At 35.0% G+C, this 19,940-nt stretch carries 18 protein-coding genes; 7 read left to right on the top strand and 11 right to left on the bottom strand.

The annotated features are described in order from the left end of the window. Window positions 1-35: 35 nt before the first annotated feature. The 3 genes from AC0NBN_RS17695 to gldB all read right to left on the bottom strand — a co-directional run bounded on the left by AC0NBN_RS17695 (window position 36) and on the right by gldB (window position 2,600). Window positions 36-1,175 (bottom strand): cystathionine gamma-synthase, encoded by a 1,140-nt coding sequence (locus AC0NBN_RS17695; protein WP_160813050.1) that lies wholly within the window; start codon window positions 1,173-1,175, stop codon window positions 36-38. A gap of 77 nt (window positions 1,176-1,252) precedes the next feature. Then, window positions 1,253-1,579 carry a gliding motility protein GldC gene (gene gldC / locus AC0NBN_RS17690; RefSeq protein ID WP_143883578.1) on the bottom strand — a complete coding sequence of 109 codons (327 nt, stop codon included), beginning with the start codon at window positions 1,577-1,579 and terminating at the stop codon, window positions 1,253-1,255. A gap of 34 nt (window positions 1,580-1,613) precedes the next feature. Further along, entirely contained in the window at window positions 1,614-2,600 is a 987-nt protein-coding gene (gldB, locus tag AC0NBN_RS17685; protein ID WP_160813051.1) for a gliding motility lipoprotein GldB, read from the bottom strand. 42 nt (window positions 2,601-2,642) lie between these two features. Between gldB and AC0NBN_RS17680 the strand changes: the two genes are divergently transcribed. Both AC0NBN_RS17680 and nadE read left to right on the top strand, forming a co-directional pair. Further along, entirely contained in the window at window positions 2,643-3,170 is a 528-nt protein-coding gene (locus tag AC0NBN_RS17680; protein ID WP_160813052.1) for a GNAT family N-acetyltransferase, read from the top strand. A gap of 58 nt (window positions 3,171-3,228) precedes the next feature. Next, window positions 3,229-4,020, top strand: a complete 792-nt coding sequence (nadE, locus tag AC0NBN_RS17675) for an NAD(+) synthase (protein WP_160813053.1) — start codon at window positions 3,229-3,231, stop codon at window positions 4,018-4,020. Window positions 4,021-4,093: 73 nt separating this feature from the next. On the opposite strand, the gene AC0NBN_RS17670 is transcribed toward nadE, so the two are convergent. From AC0NBN_RS17670 to recQ, 7 genes are all read right to left on the bottom strand, one after another. Then, window positions 4,094-4,918 carry a S1-like domain-containing RNA-binding protein gene (locus AC0NBN_RS17670; RefSeq protein WP_160813054.1) on the bottom strand — a complete coding sequence of 275 codons (825 nt, stop codon included), beginning with the start codon at window positions 4,916-4,918 and terminating at the stop codon, window positions 4,094-4,096. 134 nt (window positions 4,919-5,052) lie between these two features. Then, complete coding sequence (locus AC0NBN_RS17665; RefSeq protein WP_160813055.1) at window positions 5,053-7,281, bottom strand: reprolysin-like metallopeptidase; 2,229 nt, start codon at window positions 7,279-7,281, stop codon at window positions 5,053-5,055. Window positions 7,282-7,399: 118 nt separating this feature from the next. Further along, window positions 7,400-8,803 carry a dihydrolipoyl dehydrogenase gene (lpdA, locus tag AC0NBN_RS17660; protein WP_160813056.1) on the bottom strand — a complete coding sequence of 468 codons (1,404 nt, stop codon included), beginning with the start codon at window positions 8,801-8,803 and terminating at the stop codon, window positions 7,400-7,402. A 118-nt stretch (window positions 8,804-8,921) separates the two neighbouring features. Then, window positions 8,922-9,404 carry a hypothetical protein gene (locus AC0NBN_RS17655; protein ID WP_160813057.1) on the bottom strand — a complete coding sequence of 161 codons (483 nt, stop codon included), beginning with the start codon at window positions 9,402-9,404 and terminating at the stop codon, window positions 8,922-8,924. A 36-nt stretch (window positions 9,405-9,440) separates the two neighbouring features. Continuing rightward, window positions 9,441-9,791 carry a hypothetical protein gene (locus tag AC0NBN_RS17650; RefSeq protein WP_160813058.1) on the bottom strand — a complete coding sequence of 117 codons (351 nt, stop codon included), beginning with the start codon at window positions 9,789-9,791 and terminating at the stop codon, window positions 9,441-9,443. Window positions 9,792-9,848: 57 nt separating this feature from the next. Beyond that, a complete protein-coding gene (locus tag AC0NBN_RS17645) occupies window positions 9,849-10,931 on the bottom strand; it encodes a glycosyltransferase (protein WP_160813059.1) in 1,083 nt (360 codons plus the stop codon). Between the two features lie 214 nt (window positions 10,932-11,145). Continuing rightward, a complete protein-coding gene (recQ, locus tag AC0NBN_RS17640) occupies window positions 11,146-13,350 on the bottom strand; it encodes a DNA helicase RecQ (RefSeq protein WP_160813060.1) in 2,205 nt (734 codons plus the stop codon). Between the two features lie 143 nt (window positions 13,351-13,493). On the opposite strand from recQ, the gene AC0NBN_RS17635 reads away from it, so the two are divergent. From AC0NBN_RS17635 to AC0NBN_RS17615, 5 genes are all read left to right on the top strand, one after another. Further along, window positions 13,494-14,453, top strand: a complete 960-nt coding sequence (locus AC0NBN_RS17635; RefSeq protein ID WP_160813061.1) for a KpsF/GutQ family sugar-phosphate isomerase — start codon at window positions 13,494-13,496, stop codon at window positions 14,451-14,453. Window positions 14,454-14,556: 103 nt separating this feature from the next. Next, window positions 14,557-15,381: a twin-arginine translocase subunit TatC gene (gene tatC, locus AC0NBN_RS17630; RefSeq protein WP_474468979.1), complete on the top strand. Its 825-nt coding sequence runs from the start codon at window positions 14,557-14,559 to the stop codon at window positions 15,379-15,381. A gap of 140 nt (window positions 15,382-15,521) precedes the next feature. Continuing rightward, window positions 15,522-17,168: a M1 family metallopeptidase gene (locus AC0NBN_RS17625; RefSeq protein ID WP_160813062.1), complete on the top strand. Its 1,647-nt coding sequence runs from the start codon at window positions 15,522-15,524 to the stop codon at window positions 17,166-17,168. A gap of 150 nt (window positions 17,169-17,318) precedes the next feature. Then, complete coding sequence (locus AC0NBN_RS17620; protein WP_160813063.1) at window positions 17,319-17,729, top strand: hypothetical protein; 411 nt, start codon at window positions 17,319-17,321, stop codon at window positions 17,727-17,729. A gap of 66 nt (window positions 17,730-17,795) precedes the next feature. Continuing rightward, window positions 17,796-19,652 (top strand): M61 family metallopeptidase, encoded by a 1,857-nt coding sequence (locus AC0NBN_RS17615; protein ID WP_160813064.1) that lies wholly within the window; start codon window positions 17,796-17,798, stop codon window positions 19,650-19,652. Window positions 19,653-19,706: 54 nt separating this feature from the next. On the opposite strand, the gene AC0NBN_RS17610 is transcribed toward AC0NBN_RS17615, so the two are convergent. Next, entirely contained in the window at window positions 19,707-19,868 is a 162-nt protein-coding gene (locus tag AC0NBN_RS17610) for a hypothetical protein (RefSeq protein WP_474468974.1), read from the bottom strand. Between the last annotated feature and the right edge of the window lie 72 nt (window positions 19,869-19,940).

Genomic DNA, 19,940 nt, shown 5'->3' with positions numbered 1-19,940 from the left:
CATCCGCTAAAAACGGATGTTTAGGCTTTATTTATCTAAGAAAATGCTCTTTCTAAATCTGCAATCAGATCCTCTGCATCTTCGATTCCAACACTTAAACGAACCAAATCATCTGTAATTCCTAATTCTGCACGTTTTTCCGCCGGAATAGATGCATGAGTCATCAAAGCAGGATGATTGGCAAGAGATTCTACTCCGCCTAAAGACTCTGCTAAAGTGAAAACCTTTACTTTTTCTAAAAATTTGACTGCATCTTCTTTTTTACCCGATTTAAAAGTGAAAGAAACCATTCCTCCGAAATCTTTCATCTGAGATTTTGCCAGTTCATACTGCGGATGAGATTCCAATCCGGGATAAATTACTTTATCAACAGCAGGATGAGATTCCAGATACTTTGCAACAGCCATTCCGTTTTCAGAATGTCTCTGAACCCTCAAAGCCAATGTTTTAATCCCTCTCAAAACAAGATAAGAATCATGAGGTCCTAAAATGCCGCCACTTGCAAACTGAATGAAGTGCAATTTTTCTCCCAATTCTGCATCTTTGGCAATCAAAGCTCCTGCAATTACATCAGAATGTCCTCCTAAATATTTTGTTGCTGAGTGCATCACAATATCGGCTCCCAAATCAATGGGTCTCTGCAGGTAAGGTGTTGCAAAGGTATTATCTACCGCAACCAGAATATCTTTTCCTTTTGCAATTTCTACCACCGCTTTGATGTCTACCAATTTCATCAATGGATTCGTTGGAGTCTCAACCCAGATCAACTTAGTTTTATCAGTGATCAGATCATTAATTTTAGAAACGTCATCAAAGCTTACAAAGGTAAATTTCAACTGATATTTTTCAAAAAGCCTTGTAAACATTCTGTAAGTACCGCCGTATAAATCGTCTACTGCAACTACTTCATCACCCGGATTCAATAATTTTAAAACACAGTCGATTGCTGCCAAACCAGAACCGAAAGCCAAGCCTTTCGCACCATTTTCGATGCTTGCCAAAGAGTCTTCCAAAGCCTGTCTGGTCGGGTTTGCTGCTCTTGAATATTCATATCCTGAATGTACTCCCGGAGATTTTTGTGCAAATGTTGAGGTTAAAAATACAGGAACATTTACAGAACCTGTTGCAGACTCATGATGTTGCCCGCCGTGTATAACTTTTGTATTGAAATTCATTATTTTATAATTTAGCAATGTATCAATATACCAGTTCACCAATGATTGGTACTTTGGTAGACTGTTACATTCATTGTTTACATTTTAATAGCAGATTTTACCGCAAATTCTTCAGCCATCTGTTCCATCCACTGTGCTACATCTTCTTCACCTGTAGCTCTTTGGTAAGTATTTCCTAAAGAAACCAAAATCTGATGGATAAACATTTTCATCTGATCTACGGGCATATCTTTGGTCCAGAGGTCTATTCTTAAAGCTTCCATCGCTTTGTCATCCCAAACTGAAATCATGGTTGCTTTTGTTGGTTCTTTCTCAACACCGCCATCTTGAGCGTTCCATGTCATATTTTCAGGGATGTGGTTCTCGTCCAGCTCTACATCTATTGTAATCTGAGTTTTTCTCATTTTATCTATTTTCTTATATTTTAGTGAGTTGCATTTACTCTTCTAATTTTGGTTTATATCCTGATTTATTAAAAATTTCTGTTGCATCCATTTTGAGGAAATCTGTCAATTTAATTTCAGGATTTTTATTTAAAAATTCTTTACAAATCTGCCATCCTATAAAAACTCCTACCATGGGAGAAGACTCATTATCAATTTCTGTATAGAATTTGGAAAAAGGTCCAGGATTGATGAAACGGTCAATTAAACGGTGATCATCCCCAAATATTAAATTATTTTCCACAAAATAATTGTAAATGTTGGGTTCGTTGGAAGAAGCCCATTGATATTGTTTCTGATCATAATCCATTTTCAGATAATCAGGAGTTTCCGGAAGGAAAGCATCCTGGAGAATCATCATTTTGCCGTTATAAACCAGTAAATCTATAAATTTCTGATGATCCGTAGAGAATGGAACAATATTTTCCGCAAAAACTCTAGAAATCTTAGGAACAATATTATTCGGATTCATAGATTTTTGAAAATATTCTTCCAAACCTGTATAATTAGGATTTTTATTCCCCATAAATCCTGATACGTCAATAAACAGAAAATTGGTTTTATCATCATACAGAATAGGATCCTGAATCATCTGCAGACTTGATGAAAACAGGAAAACTTTCGGTGTTTTAAATTCGGGAAAATAATATTTGATATGCGAAAAAAGATCCTGAAGTTCTTTCTGTAATTTCGCCTGATCAATTTTGGAAATTGCTTCTTTATAAATTTTTATTTCGGTTTGGTTTACTTTGTTTTTGGCAAAGTCTTCATCCGAAACTGTTCCCTGAAACCACGGAAACTGAGCCTTAAATTTTTCCAACGGAACATCAGGATCATAAAATATTTTGGAAATATCGGTCACTTCCACTTTTTCAGCAGGATTTTTGATTTCTACTTTCCATTGTTTTTCCTGATCTTTCTTACAGGAATTTAAACTTAAAACTAAAACAAGAGAAAGGATAGCAATTTTAAAAATCTTCATTATTTTTACATGGAATTAAGTATACAAAAATAAGGAAAATTAATGGCAAAAATATTCATTGAAACCGAAAGACTTCTTTTAAGAGAAATAATTCCTGAAGATACAGAAGGTTTCTTTGCTATGGACAGCAATCCTGAAGTCGTAAAATATGTTGGTATAAAGCCACTTACCGATATCAGCCAAAGTGTAGAAATGATAAAAAATATCCGAACCCAATACCATGAAAACGGAATCGGAAGATGGGCTGTCATTAAAAAAGAAAATCATCAACTCATTGGCTGGAGCGGACTTAAACTGATTAAAGAAATCAATAATCATAAAAACATTTATGATCTTGGTTACCGCTTCACACCTGAACATTGGGGAAAAGGCTATGCTACTAAAAGTTCTTCAGCCGTTTTAAATTTTGGATTTAATACCATGAACCTTAAGAAAATTTATGCGTATGCAGATGTAAATAATGATGCATCCAATCATGTGCTGAGAAAATTAGGTTTCGAGGAGAAAGAAACTTTCACCGATGAAGGAGACAAATGTTTTTGGTATGAAATTGACAGAATAAAATTTTAAAATAAAAGTATAACAGCGAATGCATTGAAATCATAAGATTCGCCCTAAAAAATAAAATATGCAAACACAAAAGGTTATAGACCACATCATTGAATGGCTGAAAGATTATGCAAAAAAAGCTAATGCACAAGGATATATTATCGGAGTTTCCGGAGGTGTAGATTCCGGTGTTGTTTCCACACTATGTGCCTTGACAGGGCTGAAAACTGTGGTTATTGAAATGCCGATCAGACAGCAGAAAGATCAGATCTCAAGAGCTCTGGAACAGATTGATTTCCTTAAAGAAAACTTTACCAATGTAGAAGGATTTACGGTAGATCTCAACGCTCCTTTTGAGGCTTTACACGATATTTTTGATGTAAAAGATGACGAATTCCCCAATGAAAAACTGGCTTTTGCCAATACAAGATCACGATTAAGAATGCTTACGTTATATTACTACGGGCAGATTAACGGACTTTTGGTGTGCGGAACAGGAAATAAAGTAGAGGATTTCGGAATTGGATTTTATACCAAATACGGTGATGGAGGCGTAGATGTTTCACCGATTGCTGACCTTTATAAAACGGAAGTTTATGAACTGGCAAAAGCGCTGAATCTTCCTGAAAGCATTAAAAATGCAATTCCTACAGACGGATTGTGGGATGTAGACCGAACCGATGAGCAGCAAATTGGTGCAACTTATCCGGAGCTGGAAAGAATACAGAAAGAATACGGCACAAAAACAGCTGATGATTATGAAGGTCGGGATAAAGAAGTTTTTATGATTTTCGACAGAATGCATAAGGCTGCAAAACATAAAATGGTTCCTATTCCTGTATGCGACATCAATGAAGAATGGCGGAATTAAGAGCCAATCTTAGAATAAAATAAAGGCTTAGATAATACAATCTGAGCCTTTTTATTTTTATGCTGAAAAATTTTCACAGAAGCCTGATTTTATCGTCAAGAATTTCTATTAATTTATCTTTATATAATCCACCGATCGCTTTTTTGAAATTCTTTTTGCTGATCTGAACCTCATCTTTAATATCCTCCGGTGAAGACTTATCTGAAAGATGAAGTAATCCGAAATTTTCTTCAAGTCTGGTAAGAATTTTCTGCTTAAATTCATCAATATTTTCAAAACCCTGAGGCTGAAGAGAAACATCTATTTTTCCGTCCTCACGAATTTCTTTGATGTAGCCCTGCTCTTCAGATAACGGATACAATTTTTTGAAAACATCAGAGGCATAGATCAGACCGATGTATTTTTTATTAATGACTACATTCCAGCCCAGTTCACTTTCGTTCATCATAATCAAATCCACTTTATCACCTTTTTGAAATGGAAGATTTTCGTATTGAGGGTTTCGTTTAAACTTTGTAGTTCCGGTAATTAACTCCAAATCTTCATCTATGTACAAATACACCAGATATCTTTTGCCTTCAATAATTTTGGTTTTCTGCTGCTTGTAAGGAATAAACAAATCCTTGATAATTCCCCAATCCATAAATGCTCCGCTAGGGAGGCTTTGCACACAGCTCATTACCGCAAACTCGCCTACTTCCGCCAACGGAATTTCTGTTGTTGCTTTCAGCTTATTATCATCCTGATAAATAAATACTTCAACTTCTTCTCCAACTTCTTTTTCTTCATCAATGAAAATCTTAGACAAAAAAGCTTTTTCACCGCTATTGTCTTCTAAAATCCATCCTGAATTGTTTTTTTCTGAAATTTTTAAAGTCTGAGTTTTTCCGGGTTGCATTAATGATTATTTAGCTGACAAAGATAAGGAAAAATAAGTTGGAGTAATCTAAATCAATTCAATTAGAGATCATTTAAAATGAAAAAGAGAAGCAAAAAATACTTCTCTTCTGTTTAGCTTTAATTTTAAATCAACTATTCTTTAATCCATTTTATTGATTTGTCAATCGTTTTAGATTTAATGCTGATTATATATTCACCTTTTATCAAACTGCTTAAATTGTATGTTGCAATTCTTTCTTTGTTTACTGTGTTGTTTAATTTTCTGAAAACCAATTTACCACTCATATCATAAACAGTGATATCATGGTTATCGTTCTGCTTAGTGAATTTTACATTTAAAATCCCTTTGCTCGGATTAGGATATATTACAAATGCATCATCATCCATTGAAGCTTCATCCACACTTAATGTCTGGGTAATACTAAATGTAGCCGGATTAATATGGTAAAAAACATTTCCTACGCTTGCCACCATAATTCTCGCCTGAGATGTGTTGACATTTGGAACAGTAATTACCTGAGAACCATCATTTGGTGTTGAAGCCAGAATTGTAATAGGATAAGTAAGACCTCCGTCTGTGGAAAGTAAAATACTAACATTTGCACAGTTTACAGGCGCCAGAGTTGTGTTTGCTACATTCCATGTTACAGTTTGAGAACTGTTACCTGCCCATGATACTGCTGTAGAAGGTGATGTTACTCTGAAAGGACCAGAAGTACCATTAACAGTAATTATAACATCATCATTTGCCACTCCGCCACAGCCGGCATTATTATCTCTAACGGTTAATCTAAACTCCATAGATCTTGCATAATTTGGCCAAAACTCGCCTATTGTTACCTGATTGTTCAAAACATCCTGAAGTCTTGGAAAGTAACGGTGTGGAACTGTCGTTGGTAAATATGATCTGAATAAAGGTGCATTTCCTGTTGGAACATTCCAGTTTCCCGCAGGTCCAGTGTCATTTTGCTCCCAACAATAGGTAAGCGCATTTGCCTGTGCATCAGTTGCAGAACCCGTTAATTTAAAAGGTGTATTAACTGGTATAGTGTAATCATTTCCGGCATTAACTACCGGAGCTGTATTTGACACAGGGGTTGTCACCTGACAAAATGTTGATTGAACTTTTGTAGTTATTGATTGAAATGAACGCGTATGAAAAATTGCAATACTATTATTAGCTAGATCATTTGTAGATCCGCAAATTCCTGCGTATGCCATAATAGTTACCCCACTTCCCGGCTCTACTGCATTAGCCGCAGACCTATTACCATTACAGCTGCCTGTTGTAGCATTGAAAGTATGGGGTCCACCAAACTGATGTCCTATTTCGTGTGCTACATAATCTATATCATAAGGGTCACCAACAGGAAATGGTGAGCCTGTAATTCCGCTTCCTTTTGAAGAATTATTACAGATTACGCCTAATCCTGCTAAACCTCCTCCTCCTGTACTAAAGGTATGTCCTATATCATAATTAGCATTACCAATATACGCATCAATATTCGCCTGACTTTCATCTATTAATGTAAAAGCATCATTATTTCCGGTAAAGGGATCAGTAGAAGGATTTGTAAAAATGATACTCGTTTGATTTGCCACTAATATTAATCGTACCGCCAAATCTTGTTCATAAACACCATTAACCCTATTTACTGTAGTAACAATCGCAGAAAGAGTTTGCGCTACAGTAGGTGAAGGGTTTCCGGTTGCTGCAATGGCATATTCACCTGTACACGCAACAGCTAGTCTAAAAATTCTTATCTGATTACCTACGCTTGGAGTTACGCTTTTCTGCTCGATCTTTTTTTCGACATGCAGATCATCCTGAACTTCACAACTTCTAGCGTGATTATCCCTTAAGTCTTCTTTCTTATAGACAACATAATGAGTATTGTCATTTTGTGCATACGGATCAATATATAAATCTCCGGTTACCACAGATTTTATCTGAGCGTGGAATCCAAGCTCAGTAAAATCTAATTTTACTGTTGCATAACGGTCATCCACACCCTGCCCCGTAAATGTCACGATATTCGGAAATTTAGCTGCAAGTTCGTTCTCCATAACAGAAGATTTCCAAATTTTAAACTTAGCTTTTGTTCCGTTTGGCATCGGTAATACAATAATGCTTGCATTTTCTTTAGAATCCATATCACTTAATTGCGGTACAGATTTAATATAAGCTTTCAAATCTTCAACATTGAGCTTATAGGTAAGATATTTTTCCGGTTGTACCGTTCTGGATTTAGAATCGGTTGAAATACTTCTTTCATTAAATACAGTAAAAAAATCTTGCGCTTTCGTTAAAGAAGATAAGAATATAATTACTGATAAACAGAGTAAACGTTTTATTTTCATAAAATAATTTTTAACCTATCAAAATTACTACATAATTTGAAATAAAAATGCAGAAATATCAAAATATTTCTGCATTCTATATAATTTTAAAATGTAAATAACAGTTCTTTTGTTATTCTTACATATGAAGCGCTCTTTTGCCTGTAGCATCCAAAGCAGCTTCCTTAATAGCTTCTGCATACGTTGGGTGCGCATGAGAACTTCTTGCAATATCTTCTGCACTTGCACGGAATTCCATTGCAATAACTCCTTCAGCAATTAAATCGGCAGCTCTTGCACCAATCATGTGGAAGCCAAGAACCTCATCTGTTTTTTCATCAGCAATAATCTTCACCAAACCATCCACGTCACCGCTTGCGCGGCTTCTGCCTAAAGCTCTCATCGGGAAAGTTCCTACTTTATAAGCAACTCCTTCTTCTTTCAATTGCTCTTCTGTCTTTCCAACTCCTGCAACTTCCGGCCAAGTGTACACAACTCCGGGAATTAAGTTATAGTTGATGTGAGGTTTTTGTCCCGCTAAAGTTTCAGCAACAAAAACTCCCTCTTCCTCAGCTTTGTGAGCAAGCATCGCACCTTTTATCACATCACCGATTGCATAAATATTGGCAACGTTTGTCTGTAAATGATCGTTGGTTTTAATTCTTCCTCTTTCATCTAGTTCAACACCTGCTTTTTCAAGAGCAAGACCATCTGTGAAAGGTCTTCTGCCTACAGAAACCAAACAGTAATCTCCTTCAACTGTAACTTCTTCTCCTTTTTTATCTTTTGCTGTAATTTTTACAGAATCTCCGTTTCTTTCCACTGCAGAAACCGCTGTAGAAAGCATAAACTTCATTCCCTGCTTTTTAAGAACTTTAGTCAATTCTTTGCTTAAAGCTCCATCCATCGTAGGAATGATTTTATCCATAAATTCAACTACAGTTACCTGAGAACCTAATCTTAAGTAAACCGAACCTAATTCAAGACCAATTACCCCCCCTCCGATTACGACTAAATGCTTAGGAATTTCTTTTAAATTTAAAGCTTCAGTAGAAGTAATTACTCTTTCTTTATCTAAAGTGATGAAAGGTAAGGATGATGGTTTAGAACCTGTTGCAATAATGGTATATTTAGAATCGATAGTTTCAGAAGAACCATCGTTTTTTGTAACTTTAATCTGAGTTGCAGATTCGAAGCTTCCAACACCTTCAAAAACAGTAATTTTGTTTTTATCCATTAGGAAGTTAATTCCTTTTGTTGTCTGCTCCACCACTTCGTTTTTTCTGGCAATCATTCTTGCGATGTCTGCCTTTGGCTCATTAATGATAATCCCGTGACTTTCGAAATTGTGTTTTGCGTTTTCAAAATGCTCAGAGCTGTCTAAAAGTGCTTTTGACGGAATACACCCAACATTAAGACAAGTTCCGCCTAAAGTTGGATATTTCTCAATAATTGCGGTTTTGAAACCCAATTGTGCTGCACGAATAGCAGCAACATAACCTCCAGGACCAGAACCGATTACGGTAACATCGAATTGACTCATTGTATATTTTAATTTATTTATTATCTGTTGACTGATTCTTACAAATTTACTGAATAATTTAGAACAGGCAAAGTAAGTTTTGTCAGGTTTTTTTGAGCGCTATGTCAGATGACGGGAATTAAATATCTAGCGGTTGAATTTCTTTATCTGCATCTCCGTCCCCAGCTTTTACTTCAATAGACTTTTCTATATTTAATTCTCCCTTTACCTTAATTAAAAGCATTTTCCTATTTCTTTCTTTATCATTAAGCCAGATTGTATCATTATTGTATTTGGTAATTTTTATTTTTGAGTCATAATTCATGAAAGTGAAAATTGAATCATCAGTAACGCCCCATCTATAAATAGACTCATCATATGGATAATCATTCCACATCCATCTTTTGTTCTTAATTTTATTAAATGATAACTTTTGAAGCTTATTTTTCCTTAAAAATTTAAAAGTAAAACCATAATCTTCAGCTCCTGTTCTATCCCATTCATAGTTCCAATAACCAACACTATCTTGATAAAGAACAGTATCTGTGATTTTATCTTTTGGACTTTTACATCCGACTAAAATAATAGTTCCAAAGATTATTAGTAAAAATTTTGCATTCATTTGAAAATAATTACAACTTCATTTAAAAAAGAATTTTTAAATATCAAAACTGAGATTACCCTGTTTAAAAACTTCTTTATTTCCAAAATAAGAACCACCACAAATGTACCAGTCAAGATTTTCCAAATATTCAACTGCGTTTTCCGGTTTCATTACGGCAACTTCTTTTTTGGCGATAATTCCTTTGTACCATCTTGAATATTTGAGATTATCCGGAGATTCAATTTCATATTTAAGCCAGATTCTCTGACAAAGTCTGCACTGAATAATACTTACTTCAGCATTTCTGCCATCGGTAAAATCAGTTCCCACCGTTGAAGTTCTGTATTCAGATTCAATCAGATCGTGTTTTTCACAGGCACAACCTAATTTCGGAAGTTTTTTCATACTCGAAATAATGTTTAACGAAATTGAGCGTAAATTTAGGAATATTAAATGTTTTATCTAATTCAAAACATCTTTTAAAACATTTTCGTAACGATCTAAAATAATTTCTTTAGAAAATCTTGATTTAATGCAATTTTTAATAGCATCAGCATCATGTTCCCGATGTAAAGCCTGCAGAATCATCTGCGAAAACTCTTCATGATTATCAATATCCGAAACTTCGCCATTGATTCCGTTTTGAATAATTTCATTAATTCCTCCCGGACAGTTATTCGCTAAGGCGTATGTGCCACAAGCTCCGGCTTCAAGCAAAACATTGGGAAACCCTTCATACCTTGAAGAGAGAATAAACAGATCTGCAAATTTCAAAAACCGATACGGATTTTCTTGTCTGCCGTGAAAAATTACATGTTTCAAACCAAGAAAATCTTTCATCTGATGAAGTATTTCTTTATCTCGCCCATCACCCAAAATATGAAGCAGAATATTTTCATTTTTGAGCCGGGAAAAAACTTTCAGCAAATTATCAAAACCTTTTCTGGCAGATAGATTACCGATTGCCACGACGTTTTTGTAATTGTATCTGAAACTTTCCGGTTTATTGGAAATGGCAAGTTTAGAATTAATAAAATCAAAATCGACAGGATTATTAATTTTAACAATTTTAGATGGTTTTACATCAAAATTACCCGTTAAATCTTTCATCATATCGTCACTTTGGGCAATGATCTGATGATAATTGTTGTAAAATTTATAGAAAAATCTAATTTCTTTTCGGGTAACGTGCTCTGAAACCACATTGGTTTCTCTGGCAATAAATTTTGTATTAGGAAAAAGCTTGATAAATAATGACAGGTAAGCATTAACTTCACCAAATCCAGAAAAAACAATATCGGGCTTTCGTTTGTAAATTTCTTTCAGAATCGGCTTTAAAGAGTGTCTTATTCTTTCTGTTTTTATATCAATAATTTCAACATCTTTTTTCAGTAAATCCAAGTAACTGCCCTGTTTTCTCAACAATAAAATTTTAGGGTCAAAAAAATCTCTTGACAGGTGATTGGCAATAGTGGTAACAATTCTTTCTGCTCCACCGGTTTCCAAATCAGGCAAAATAAATATGACGGTAATTCTCTTGTTCATCCTGCAAAATTAGTAATGATAAATTTACTGACTTTAAAATAAATCCTCAAATTTTGAAGAATGATTATTGATGATATAATTAATTAAAATCGGTTCTTCTTCTGGTCAAAAAATATTTACACGAAGGATTGTTATTTGCTTTGTATCGTAAAAACTTTTACCAAACTATATTAATTTTTTTGTCGTATTTCTAACATTGAAATTAAAATCATGTCTAATTAGCGACATCAGAAATGAATTTAATTCTGAGTATTCTTACCTCATCATCAGATAGTTCATCACCAAACTCATCCAGCAAAACTTTCATACTGTCACTTTCAGATTCACGCATAAACTCCATAAAATCATCTACAATATCTTCGTCAAAATTCTCTTCGATATAATAATCAATATTTAGCTTTGTTCCCTGATAAACAATACGTTCCATTTCTTTGAGAAGATCATTCATCGAAAGATTTTTGGCTCTTGCAATATCTTCAAGATCAATTTTTTTATCGGTATTCTGGATGATAAAAACTTTATGGCTGGATTTGTTTGCAACCTGCTTCAGAACCATGTCCTGAGTACGCTCAATATTATTATCTTCTACATATTTTGCAATAAAATCAGCAAATTCTTTCCCGTATTTTTTTGCTTTTCCCTCTCCTACACCATAAATTTTTGCAATTTCTTCCACAGTAATAGGATACTGCACGGTCATATCTTCCAGACTTGGATCCATAAAAACCGTATAAGGCGGAATCTCGTGTTTCTTAGCAATCTTTTTTCTCAAGTCTTTTAGAAGGGCAAAAAGATTTTGATCTAACCCTCCTCCGGACTGCATCTGAACCTGATCGCTTTCCGCTTTGCTCTGCGTTAAATCAAATTCGCGGTCTTCAGCGATTTGGAATGCTTCTTTACACTCTCCGCTTAATACTTTTTTTCCTTTTTCGGCAATTTTTAAAACGCCGTATGTTTCAATATCTTTGGTTAAAAAATTCTGAACCGTTGCCTGTCTTAGAATAGTTTTCCAGTAGTTGTCTTTTTCTTCTTTTCCAAAACCGAAAAAAGAACTCTGTTCTAATTTATAAGATTTGGTAACAGCGGTTTCTTTTCCGACAATAACAGAAATTAAATCCTTTGCTTTAAATTTCTCTTTAGTTTCATCAATCAGCTGTAAAACTTTTTTCAGATCTTCTGTTGCTTCTTTCAGCTTAGGCGGATTTGCAGAATTATCACACATATTGGCTCCGTCACCGTTTACAGGATCAAACTTTTCGCCAAAATAATACAAAATATACTGTCTTCTGCTCATTGACGTTTCTGCATAACCTACCACTTCATTCAGCAGCTGCAAACCTATTTCTCTTTCGGAGACTGGTTTTTGAGCAAGAAATTTTTCAAGCTTTTCAATATCTTTCGGATCATAGAAGGCAAGACAGTACCCTTCGCCTCCATCGCGTCCTGCCCGTCCCGTTTCCTGATAATAACTTTCCAGAGATTTCGGGAAATCATAATGAATTACAAAACGGACATCCGGCTTATCAATCCCCATTCCAAAAGCTATGGTTGCTACAATTACATCTGCCTCTTCCATCAGAAACTTATCCTGATTGGCAACTCTTACCTTTTGGTCTAAACCTGCGTGATAAGGAAGCGCATTGATTCCGTTTACTTGAAGAAGCTGGGCAAATTCTTCCACTTTTCTTCGGCTCAGGCAATATACAATTCCCGATTTTCCTTTATTTTTATTGATGAATTTTACAATTTCTTTATCAATATTTACTTTCGGTCTTACCTCGTAAAACAAATTGGGTCTGTTAAAACTTTCTTTAAACACCAAAGCATTGGTCATCCCTAAAGTTTTCTGAATATCATCCTGTACTTTAGGAGTTGCAGTTGCCGTTAAGGCAATCACCGGCACATTGGCAATTTTATCTATTATTGATTTTAAATTTCTGTATTCGGGTCTGAAATCATGTCCCCATTCTGAAATACAGTGAGCTTCGTCTATCGCAAAAAAAGAAATTTTTACATCTTTCAGAAAATCCAGATAATCTTCCTTAATCAGTGATTCCGGAGCTACATATAAAAGTTTTGTTTTTCCGCTTTTAATATCATCAAAGACCTGTTTGGTCTGTGTTTTGTTAAGAGAAGAGTTCAGAACATGCGCAACACCGCTTTCTGACGATAATCCGTTCACCGCATCTACCTGATTTTTCATCAGGGCTATTAAAGGTGAAACAACTATTGCAGTACCTTCGGAAATAAGAGCCGGAAGCTGATAACACAGCGACTTCCCGCCACCGGTAGGCATTAGCACAAAAATATCTTTTCCATCCAAAAGATTACTGATGATTTCTTCCTGTTGTCCTTTAAAGGTAGAAAACCCAAAGTATTTTTTCAATTCGCCTGATAAATTGGCTTTTTTTGCACTCATCTAATTTTGTATTGCTAAATTTGCATCCAATCCAAAGTTATAAAAATTTTAGTTAAAACAAAAGCAATAGATTTTTTAAGCCCTCTATTTATACAGTGTATAAACTAAAAACTTTGGTAATCTGCATTTTAATTTAAACAATAATGGAAAGAGACTCGATTATCTCAATTGCAAAAAACACCCTTTCAATTGAAATTTCCGAATTAGAAAAACTGAAAAACAGAATTGGTGACGAATTTGTGAAAGCCATAGAACTTATTCATTCGGCTAAAGGAAAATTAATTGTGGTAGGAATCGGGAAATCTGCTCATGTAGGCAATAAAATTGTGGCAACATTAAATTCGACGGGGACTCCTGCTCAGTTTTTACACGCTTCTGAAGCGATTCATGGCGATTTAGGGGTTATCCAGAAACAGGATGTTGTTTTGTGCATATCCAATTCCGGAAATTCTCCTGAAATTGCCAATCTGGTTACCTATCTTAAAGATTATTCTTCTGCACTTATCGGGATGACCGGAAACCGAACAAGCAAATTAGCCGTATATGCTGATGTAATTCTGGATACACATGTTGATCTGGAAGCTTGCCCAAATAAACTGGCTCCTACAAGTTCAACCACCATCCAAATGGCTTTGGGAGATGCTTTGGCAGTATGTCTGATGGAGCTGAATGATTTTAAGGAAAATGATTTTGCCAAATTTCATCCGGGTGGAAGCCTGGGAAAAAATTTAACGGCAAAAGTTGAGCAGTTTTTATCTTCACAGAAACCGTATGTGTCTGAAAATGCGTCAATAAAAGATGTAATTATATCTATCAGTGCATCAAGCCACGGAATAACGGTTGTGACAGACGGTGAAAAGCTTGTAGGCGTTATCACAGACGGAGATTTAAGAAGAATGCTTTTAAACGGCAATGACATATCTGAAACTTTGGCAAAAGATATTATGTCTTCACAGCCAAAAACAATTGAGAAAGATGCACTGGCAAAAGAAGCAATGAAAATCTTAAAAGACAATAATATAGGACAGCTTGTAGTCACAGAAAACGGAAAATATTTCGGAATTATTGATCTGCACAAATTGTTGGATGAGGGAATTAATTAGATTTGGTATTAGATTAAACAAGATTTGCAATTTCCGGAATCAAATATTCTGCTTCCGGTATAAACAAACTTTTAACTAAATTTGAAACATTAAATTTTTATCTGTGAGCGAAGAAAAAGAAATGTCCTTTCTTGGACATATTGGAGAACTAAGAGGACATCTTATCAGATCTATTCTTGCCATAATTATAGCAGCAATTGTTGTTGGGTTTAATATTAACTGGATTATGGATCATATTTTTTTCGGTCCTACCAGAAATGATTTTCCAACTTTTAAAATTGTCAATCAGTTTTCACGCTGGGTTTTGGGAGAAGACAGCATTACTCTGCCCGCAGAATTTCCCGTTCGTGTACAGCGTTTATATCAGCAGTTTAATGTAATGATGGCAGTTTCTATTTTTGGAGGTGTTGTAGCTGCTTTTCCTTATATAGTCTGGGAATTATGGAGATTTATAAGTCCTGCCCTGCATCCTAATGAAAGAAAAAACTCTATTTTTATCATCAATTCGGTCTGGATTCTCTTTATGACAGGAGTTTTATGCGGATATTTCCTTATTTTACCATTTGCAGTCAACTTTGGGGTTATATTTAAAATTTCAGATATCATTATTCCTTTGTATGACCTGAGTGATTACACCACTCTTTTTCTGCAGGTTGTTTTAGGAATGGGAGTTGTGTTTTTATTTCCGGTTCTTATTTATTTCCTTACCAATATCGGAATTCTGAACCCCACTTTTATGAAAACCTACAGGAGACATGCTATTGTACTTATTATGGTTATTGCAGCCATCATTACTCCTGCAGATGTTCTAAGTATGCTTATGGCAGCATTTCCTCTTTTGCTGCTTTATGAATTTAGTATCGTCATGTGTTCTTACACCTACAAGAAAGTTCTTAAACGTGAAATGGGGCTGGAAAAATCAAAATAATTTCTTAAAAATATACTTATGGGCGGTAAAATCAAATATTTTACCGCTCTTTTCATAAAAAAGTGAATCAATCATTACTGATTTTGCATTCCTTTAAATAATATTCTTTATTTTTGGACGACAAATTCAGAAAATTTAAGATGAAAATCATTTCCTTTGCTTTAATACTCAGTTCAAGCCTTTATTTTGGTCAGTTGTTTAGCCATAATACATCCTTTACCAAATCTGATACTTTAAAAGGTTCCAACACCGAATATCGAAACTTTTGGGATGTAAAAAAATATGAGCTTTCCGTTGAAGCAGATTTTGAGCAAAAAAGCATTTCAGGAAATAACAAAATTACGTTTGAGATTACCAAAGACATTTCCAATCCTGTATTCCAGATTGATCTTCAGCAGCCTATGAAAGCTGACGCAGTGCAGTGCAGTTTTCCTACACCGAAATCATTTACAAGAGAAGGTGATTTTATTTTTATACCATCTAATAAAAACTTTAAAAAAGGAGAGAAATTTACCATTAATGTAGTTTATTCGGGTCAGCCAACTATTGCCAGAAATGCTCCGTGGGATGGCGGATGGATATTTACAAAAGACGGAAAAGGAAATCCCTGGATGAGTGTTGCCGATGAAGGGATTGGTGCTTCTGTCTGGCTTCCTGTAAAAGATATCTGGAGTGACGAACCGGATGAAGGAATAGTTATGAATATCATCACACCTATGGGATTGGTAGGTATCGGAAACGGAAGATTAATTGATGAAAAAGTAAAAATCGGAAACTCTATCGGAGACAATCGAACAGTATGGACATGGGAAGTGAAAAACCCTATCAATGCTTATTCTATCATTCCAAATATTGGTAAATATGTAAATTTTAAAGATGCTTATCAAGGAGAGAAAGGAAAACTTGATCTGGATTACTGGGTGATAGATTATAATTTAGATAAAGCTAAAAAGCAGTTTCAGCAGGTAAAACCCATGCTTCAGTCTTTTGAATATTGGTTTGGTCCTTATCCGTTTTACGAAGATTCTTATAAACTGGTGGAATCTCCCTATCTTGGAATGGAACACCAAAGCAACATTGCCTACGGAAACGGCTACACAAACGGTTATTTGGGAACAGATCTTTCCGGTACTGGAGTGGGGCTCAACTGGGATTATATCATTATCCACGAAAGCGGACACGAGTGGTTTGCCAATAATATCACGGCAAAAGACAAAGCCGACATGTGGATTCACGAAGGATTTACCATGTATTCTGAAGTATTGTTTACCGAAAGTTATATGGATAAAAAATCAGCAGAAATTTATGCGCAGGGAATTCAGAATAATATAGAAAACGACATTCCGATTATCGGAAAATATGGCGTAAACAATGAAGGCAGCGGCGATATGTATCCTAAAGGCGCAAGTCTGGTACATACCATCAGGCAAATGATCAATAATGACGAAAAATTCCGTCAGATTCTGAGAGGAATCAATAAAGATTTTTATCATCAGACCGTTACTACACAGCAAATTGAAAATTATATTTCTGAAAAAGCGGGTATTGATTTTTCGACTGTTTTCGACCAATATCTCAGAACAACAAACGTTCCCGTTCTGGAATATTCTCAAAAGGGTAATCAGCTTAAATTCCGATATGCTAATACTGTAAAAAACCTAAAGCTTCCCCTAAAAGTTGGTGATCAGACCATTTCTCCTACAGAAGAATGGCAAAGCTTAAAACTTACCAGCTCAAACCCGGTACAGTTTAACAGGAATTATTATATCAGATATAAAAAAGTTTAATTAATACAAATGAAAAAAAAATTATTATTAATTCTTATTTTAAATTTATTTATTAGTCACAAAGCACAAAAGAAACCAGATAAAATAAACACAAAAATTAACGAAAGCTATTTATTAAGCCGAAAACAATTTCATGGAAAATTAGATTCCGTGCAGTTAAAACAAATCAGGACTTTAATTAGCAATGAATTAAAAGTAGAAATTGAAGAAGATAAATCAATACTTATCAATTATTTTCAATACGGAAAAAACTGCAGCGAATACAGTCTGAAAGAAAAATATGCCAACCAATTGATAGATAATTATATTAAGTTATCATCAAAAATGAGTACAACTTATCATGCTGTTGATTTTTTTGTTTTCACAAACGATGCACTAAATAAAGAGAGATTTGAAAAAAGAGAAAATTACAGAAAAGATTCCGGTTTCTTTGCTCAAACCGTATTTACATTGCAGGAAAATTGCAGAGCATTTTTTATATTAAAGCCCACTGGTGAATTTTTGAAATACTACGGTTCTGATTATTTTACTGAAATAGAAAATTTTTTAAAGAAAAAATAATCACTTTAAAGATATTCTGTAACAAATTCAATTTACAGTCAACTACTTATCTATAATTAATGTAATATGAAAAAAACAGCAATAAGCTTGGCGTTATTGGGCGCATTCTTTTTTAATGCACAGTCAATTAAGACCAATATTGATCTTGTGAATGTAAAAGATGATAAAGTAGCCGTAACCATGGAGTTTCCGAAAATGAAATCGGGAGATGTAAAGTTCCATTTTCCAAAAACCGTTCCCGGAACCTATTCGGTAGATGATTACGGAAGATTTGTAGAAGGAATAAAATTTTTTGACAATAAAGGAAAAGAGCTGGCTTTTACTAAAGTAAATGATAACACCTATTCATTAAAAAATGCGCAGTCTTTAAGCAAAATAACCTATCTTGTAAATGACAGTTTTGATGAAGAACAGGACACATCAAAGCATAAAGCCGTATTCTCACCATCCGGAACCAATATTGAAGAAGGCAAAGTGTATCTTATCAATACTCATGGTTTTGTAGGATATATTGAAAATATGCAGGATGTTCCTTATCAGCTGATCATCAAAAAGCCAACAGATTTTTACGGAACTACCGCTTTGGTAGACCAAGATCAATCTGAAGCGACAGATACCTTTACACTGGCAAACTATGCTAAGCTTACCGATTCTCCGCTGATGTATTCCAAACCTGATTATATTACCTTCAATGCAGGCGGAATGGATCTGGTTTTAGGTGTTTACTCCCCAACCGGAAAATATAAAGCTGCTGATTTTAAAGAAAATTTAGAAAAAATGGTCGTCGCTCAGAAAAAATTTCTGGGTGATATGAATACCAATAAAAAATACGCCATCATGCTTTATTTGGGCGGGTTAACCGGTCCGCAGATCAAAGGATTCGGAGCGCTGGAACATCATGAGTCAACCAGCGTAGTGCTTCATGAGATGATGCCGAAAGAAGCGATAGACGAAGCGATTGTAGATGTGGTTTCCCATGAGTTTTTCCATACGGTAAATCCTCTGAAAACGCATTCTGAAGAAATTCATTACTTCGATTATGCCAATCCGAAAATGTCTCAGCATCTCTGGATGTACGAAGGAGGAACCGAATATTTTGCCAATTTATTTCAGATACAGGAGGGCTTGATTTCCAAAGAGCAGTTCTTGCAGAGAATGAGCGATAAAATTAAAAACTCCAAAAATTATAACGACACCATGCCTTTTACGGTGATGAGCAAAAATATTCTTTTGGATGAATATAAAGACCAGTACAGAAACGTCTACGAAAAAGGAACGCTTCTTACCATGTGTCTGGATATTGAGCTGAGAAAACTTTCTAACGGAGAAATGGGTTATCGTGACATGATCCGAAAGCTTTCACAAAGATTCGGAGAAAACAAGCCATTTAAAGATGATAAGCTGATTGACGAACTGGTTTCTATCACTGGTTATCCGCAGGTAAAAGATTTTTATAATAAGTATATTGCCGGAAGCCAGCCTACTCCGTATGCAGAATATCTGAATATGGTGGGTGTCGACATCAAAAAACAGGAAACACCGCCAATGTTCTGGTTTATTAAAAATCCTGAGCAGACCGGTTATGATGAGAAAAACAACACCTTTGTTTTTGATGAAAGCTCTGCACTTTCGGCTTTCTCAAAAAGCATCGGATTCAAGATTACCGACGAAGTGGTTGCTTTAGACGGAAAAACGGTGAATGTGCAGAACATTCAGGAGTTTATCGGCTATGCGCAATCCATCAAAGACGGACAAAACGTTACCGTAACTGTTCTTCGCAAAAATGGAGATAAAACTGATAAAATTGATCTGAAAGGCAAAGCCGTCCTTGAAAAAACAGTTTTAGAAACTCTGGAGTTTAAACCTAATCCTACGGCTGTAGAGCAAAAACTGCAAAATCAGTGGCTGACCGGAAAAAAATAAAACAAAAAGGCTGTTCAAAAATCTTTGGACAGCCTTTTTCTTACTACTTCAAAATTAATTATACAAATCCGGTTCTATAGGATTATTATTCTTTTTAAAACCTTCTTTTGCTCTTTTTTCCATTTCCCTGAAAACCTGATTCGGATCTGAAATTTCCCTTCCGTCTGCCGATCGTGTTTTAAAAACAACTCTATTGGTGTCTGTATTTTTCATCATCATTTCACGCATGTTTTTTGCAGGATCATTTACATACGCTTTCCAGACTTTCTTAAACCCAAATCACGCAGT

The organism is Chryseobacterium sp. L12 (genome assembly GCF_056133985.1).
This window is presented reverse-complemented; position numbering and strand designations above follow the sequence as displayed.

What these genes read in the sequence shown, in the direction of transcription:
- recQ (WP_160813060.1), bottom strand. Translation starts at nt 13,350, where the DNA reads ATGAGTGCAAAAAAAGCCAATTTATCAGGCGAATTGAAAAAATACTTT.
- AC0NBN_RS17635 (WP_160813061.1), top strand. Translation starts at nt 13,494, where the DNA reads ATGGAAAGAGACTCGATTATCTCAATTGCAAAAAACACCCTTTCAATT.
- AC0NBN_RS17625 (WP_160813062.1), top strand. Translation starts at nt 15,522, where the DNA reads ATGAAAATCATTTCCTTTGCTTTAATACTCAGTTCAAGCCTTTATTTT.
- lpdA (WP_160813056.1), bottom strand. Translation starts at nt 8,803, where the DNA reads ATGAGTCAATTCGATGTTACCGTAATCGGTTCTGGTCCTGGAGGTTAT.
- AC0NBN_RS17645 (WP_160813059.1), bottom strand. Translation starts at nt 10,931, where the DNA reads ATGAACAAGAGAATTACCGTCATATTTATTTTGCCTGATTTGGAAACC.
- gldC (WP_143883578.1), bottom strand. Translation starts at nt 1,579, where the DNA reads ATGAGAAAAACTCAGATTACAATAGATGTAGAGCTGGACGAGAACCAC.
- AC0NBN_RS17670 (WP_160813054.1), bottom strand. Translation starts at nt 4,918, where the DNA reads ATGCAACCCGGAAAAACTCAGACTTTAAAAATTTCAGAAAAAAACAAT.
- AC0NBN_RS17680 (WP_160813052.1), top strand. Translation starts at nt 2,643, where the DNA reads ATGGCAAAAATATTCATTGAAACCGAAAGACTTCTTTTAAGAGAAATA.
- AC0NBN_RS17650 (WP_160813058.1), bottom strand. Translation starts at nt 9,791, where the DNA reads ATGAAAAAACTTCCGAAATTAGGTTGTGCCTGTGAAAAACACGATCTG.
- AC0NBN_RS17655 (WP_160813057.1), bottom strand. Translation starts at nt 9,404, where the DNA reads ATGAATGCAAAATTTTTACTAATAATCTTTGGAACTATTATTTTAGTC.
- nadE (WP_160813053.1), top strand. Translation starts at nt 3,229, where the DNA reads ATGCAAACACAAAAGGTTATAGACCACATCATTGAATGGCTGAAAGAT.
- AC0NBN_RS17610 (WP_474468974.1), bottom strand. Translation starts at nt 19,868, where the DNA reads ATGATGAAAAATACAGACACCAATAGAGTTGTTTTTAAAACACGATCG.
- gldB (WP_160813051.1), bottom strand. Translation starts at nt 2,600, where the DNA reads ATGAAGATTTTTAAAATTGCTATCCTTTCTCTTGTTTTAGTTTTAAGT.
- AC0NBN_RS17615 (WP_160813064.1), top strand. Translation starts at nt 17,796, where the DNA reads ATGAAAAAAACAGCAATAAGCTTGGCGTTATTGGGCGCATTCTTTTTT.
- AC0NBN_RS17695 (WP_160813050.1), bottom strand. Translation starts at nt 1,175, where the DNA reads ATGAATTTCAATACAAAAGTTATACACGGCGGGCAACATCATGAGTCT.
- AC0NBN_RS17665 (WP_160813055.1), bottom strand. Translation starts at nt 7,281, where the DNA reads ATGAAAATAAAACGTTTACTCTGTTTATCAGTAATTATATTCTTATCT.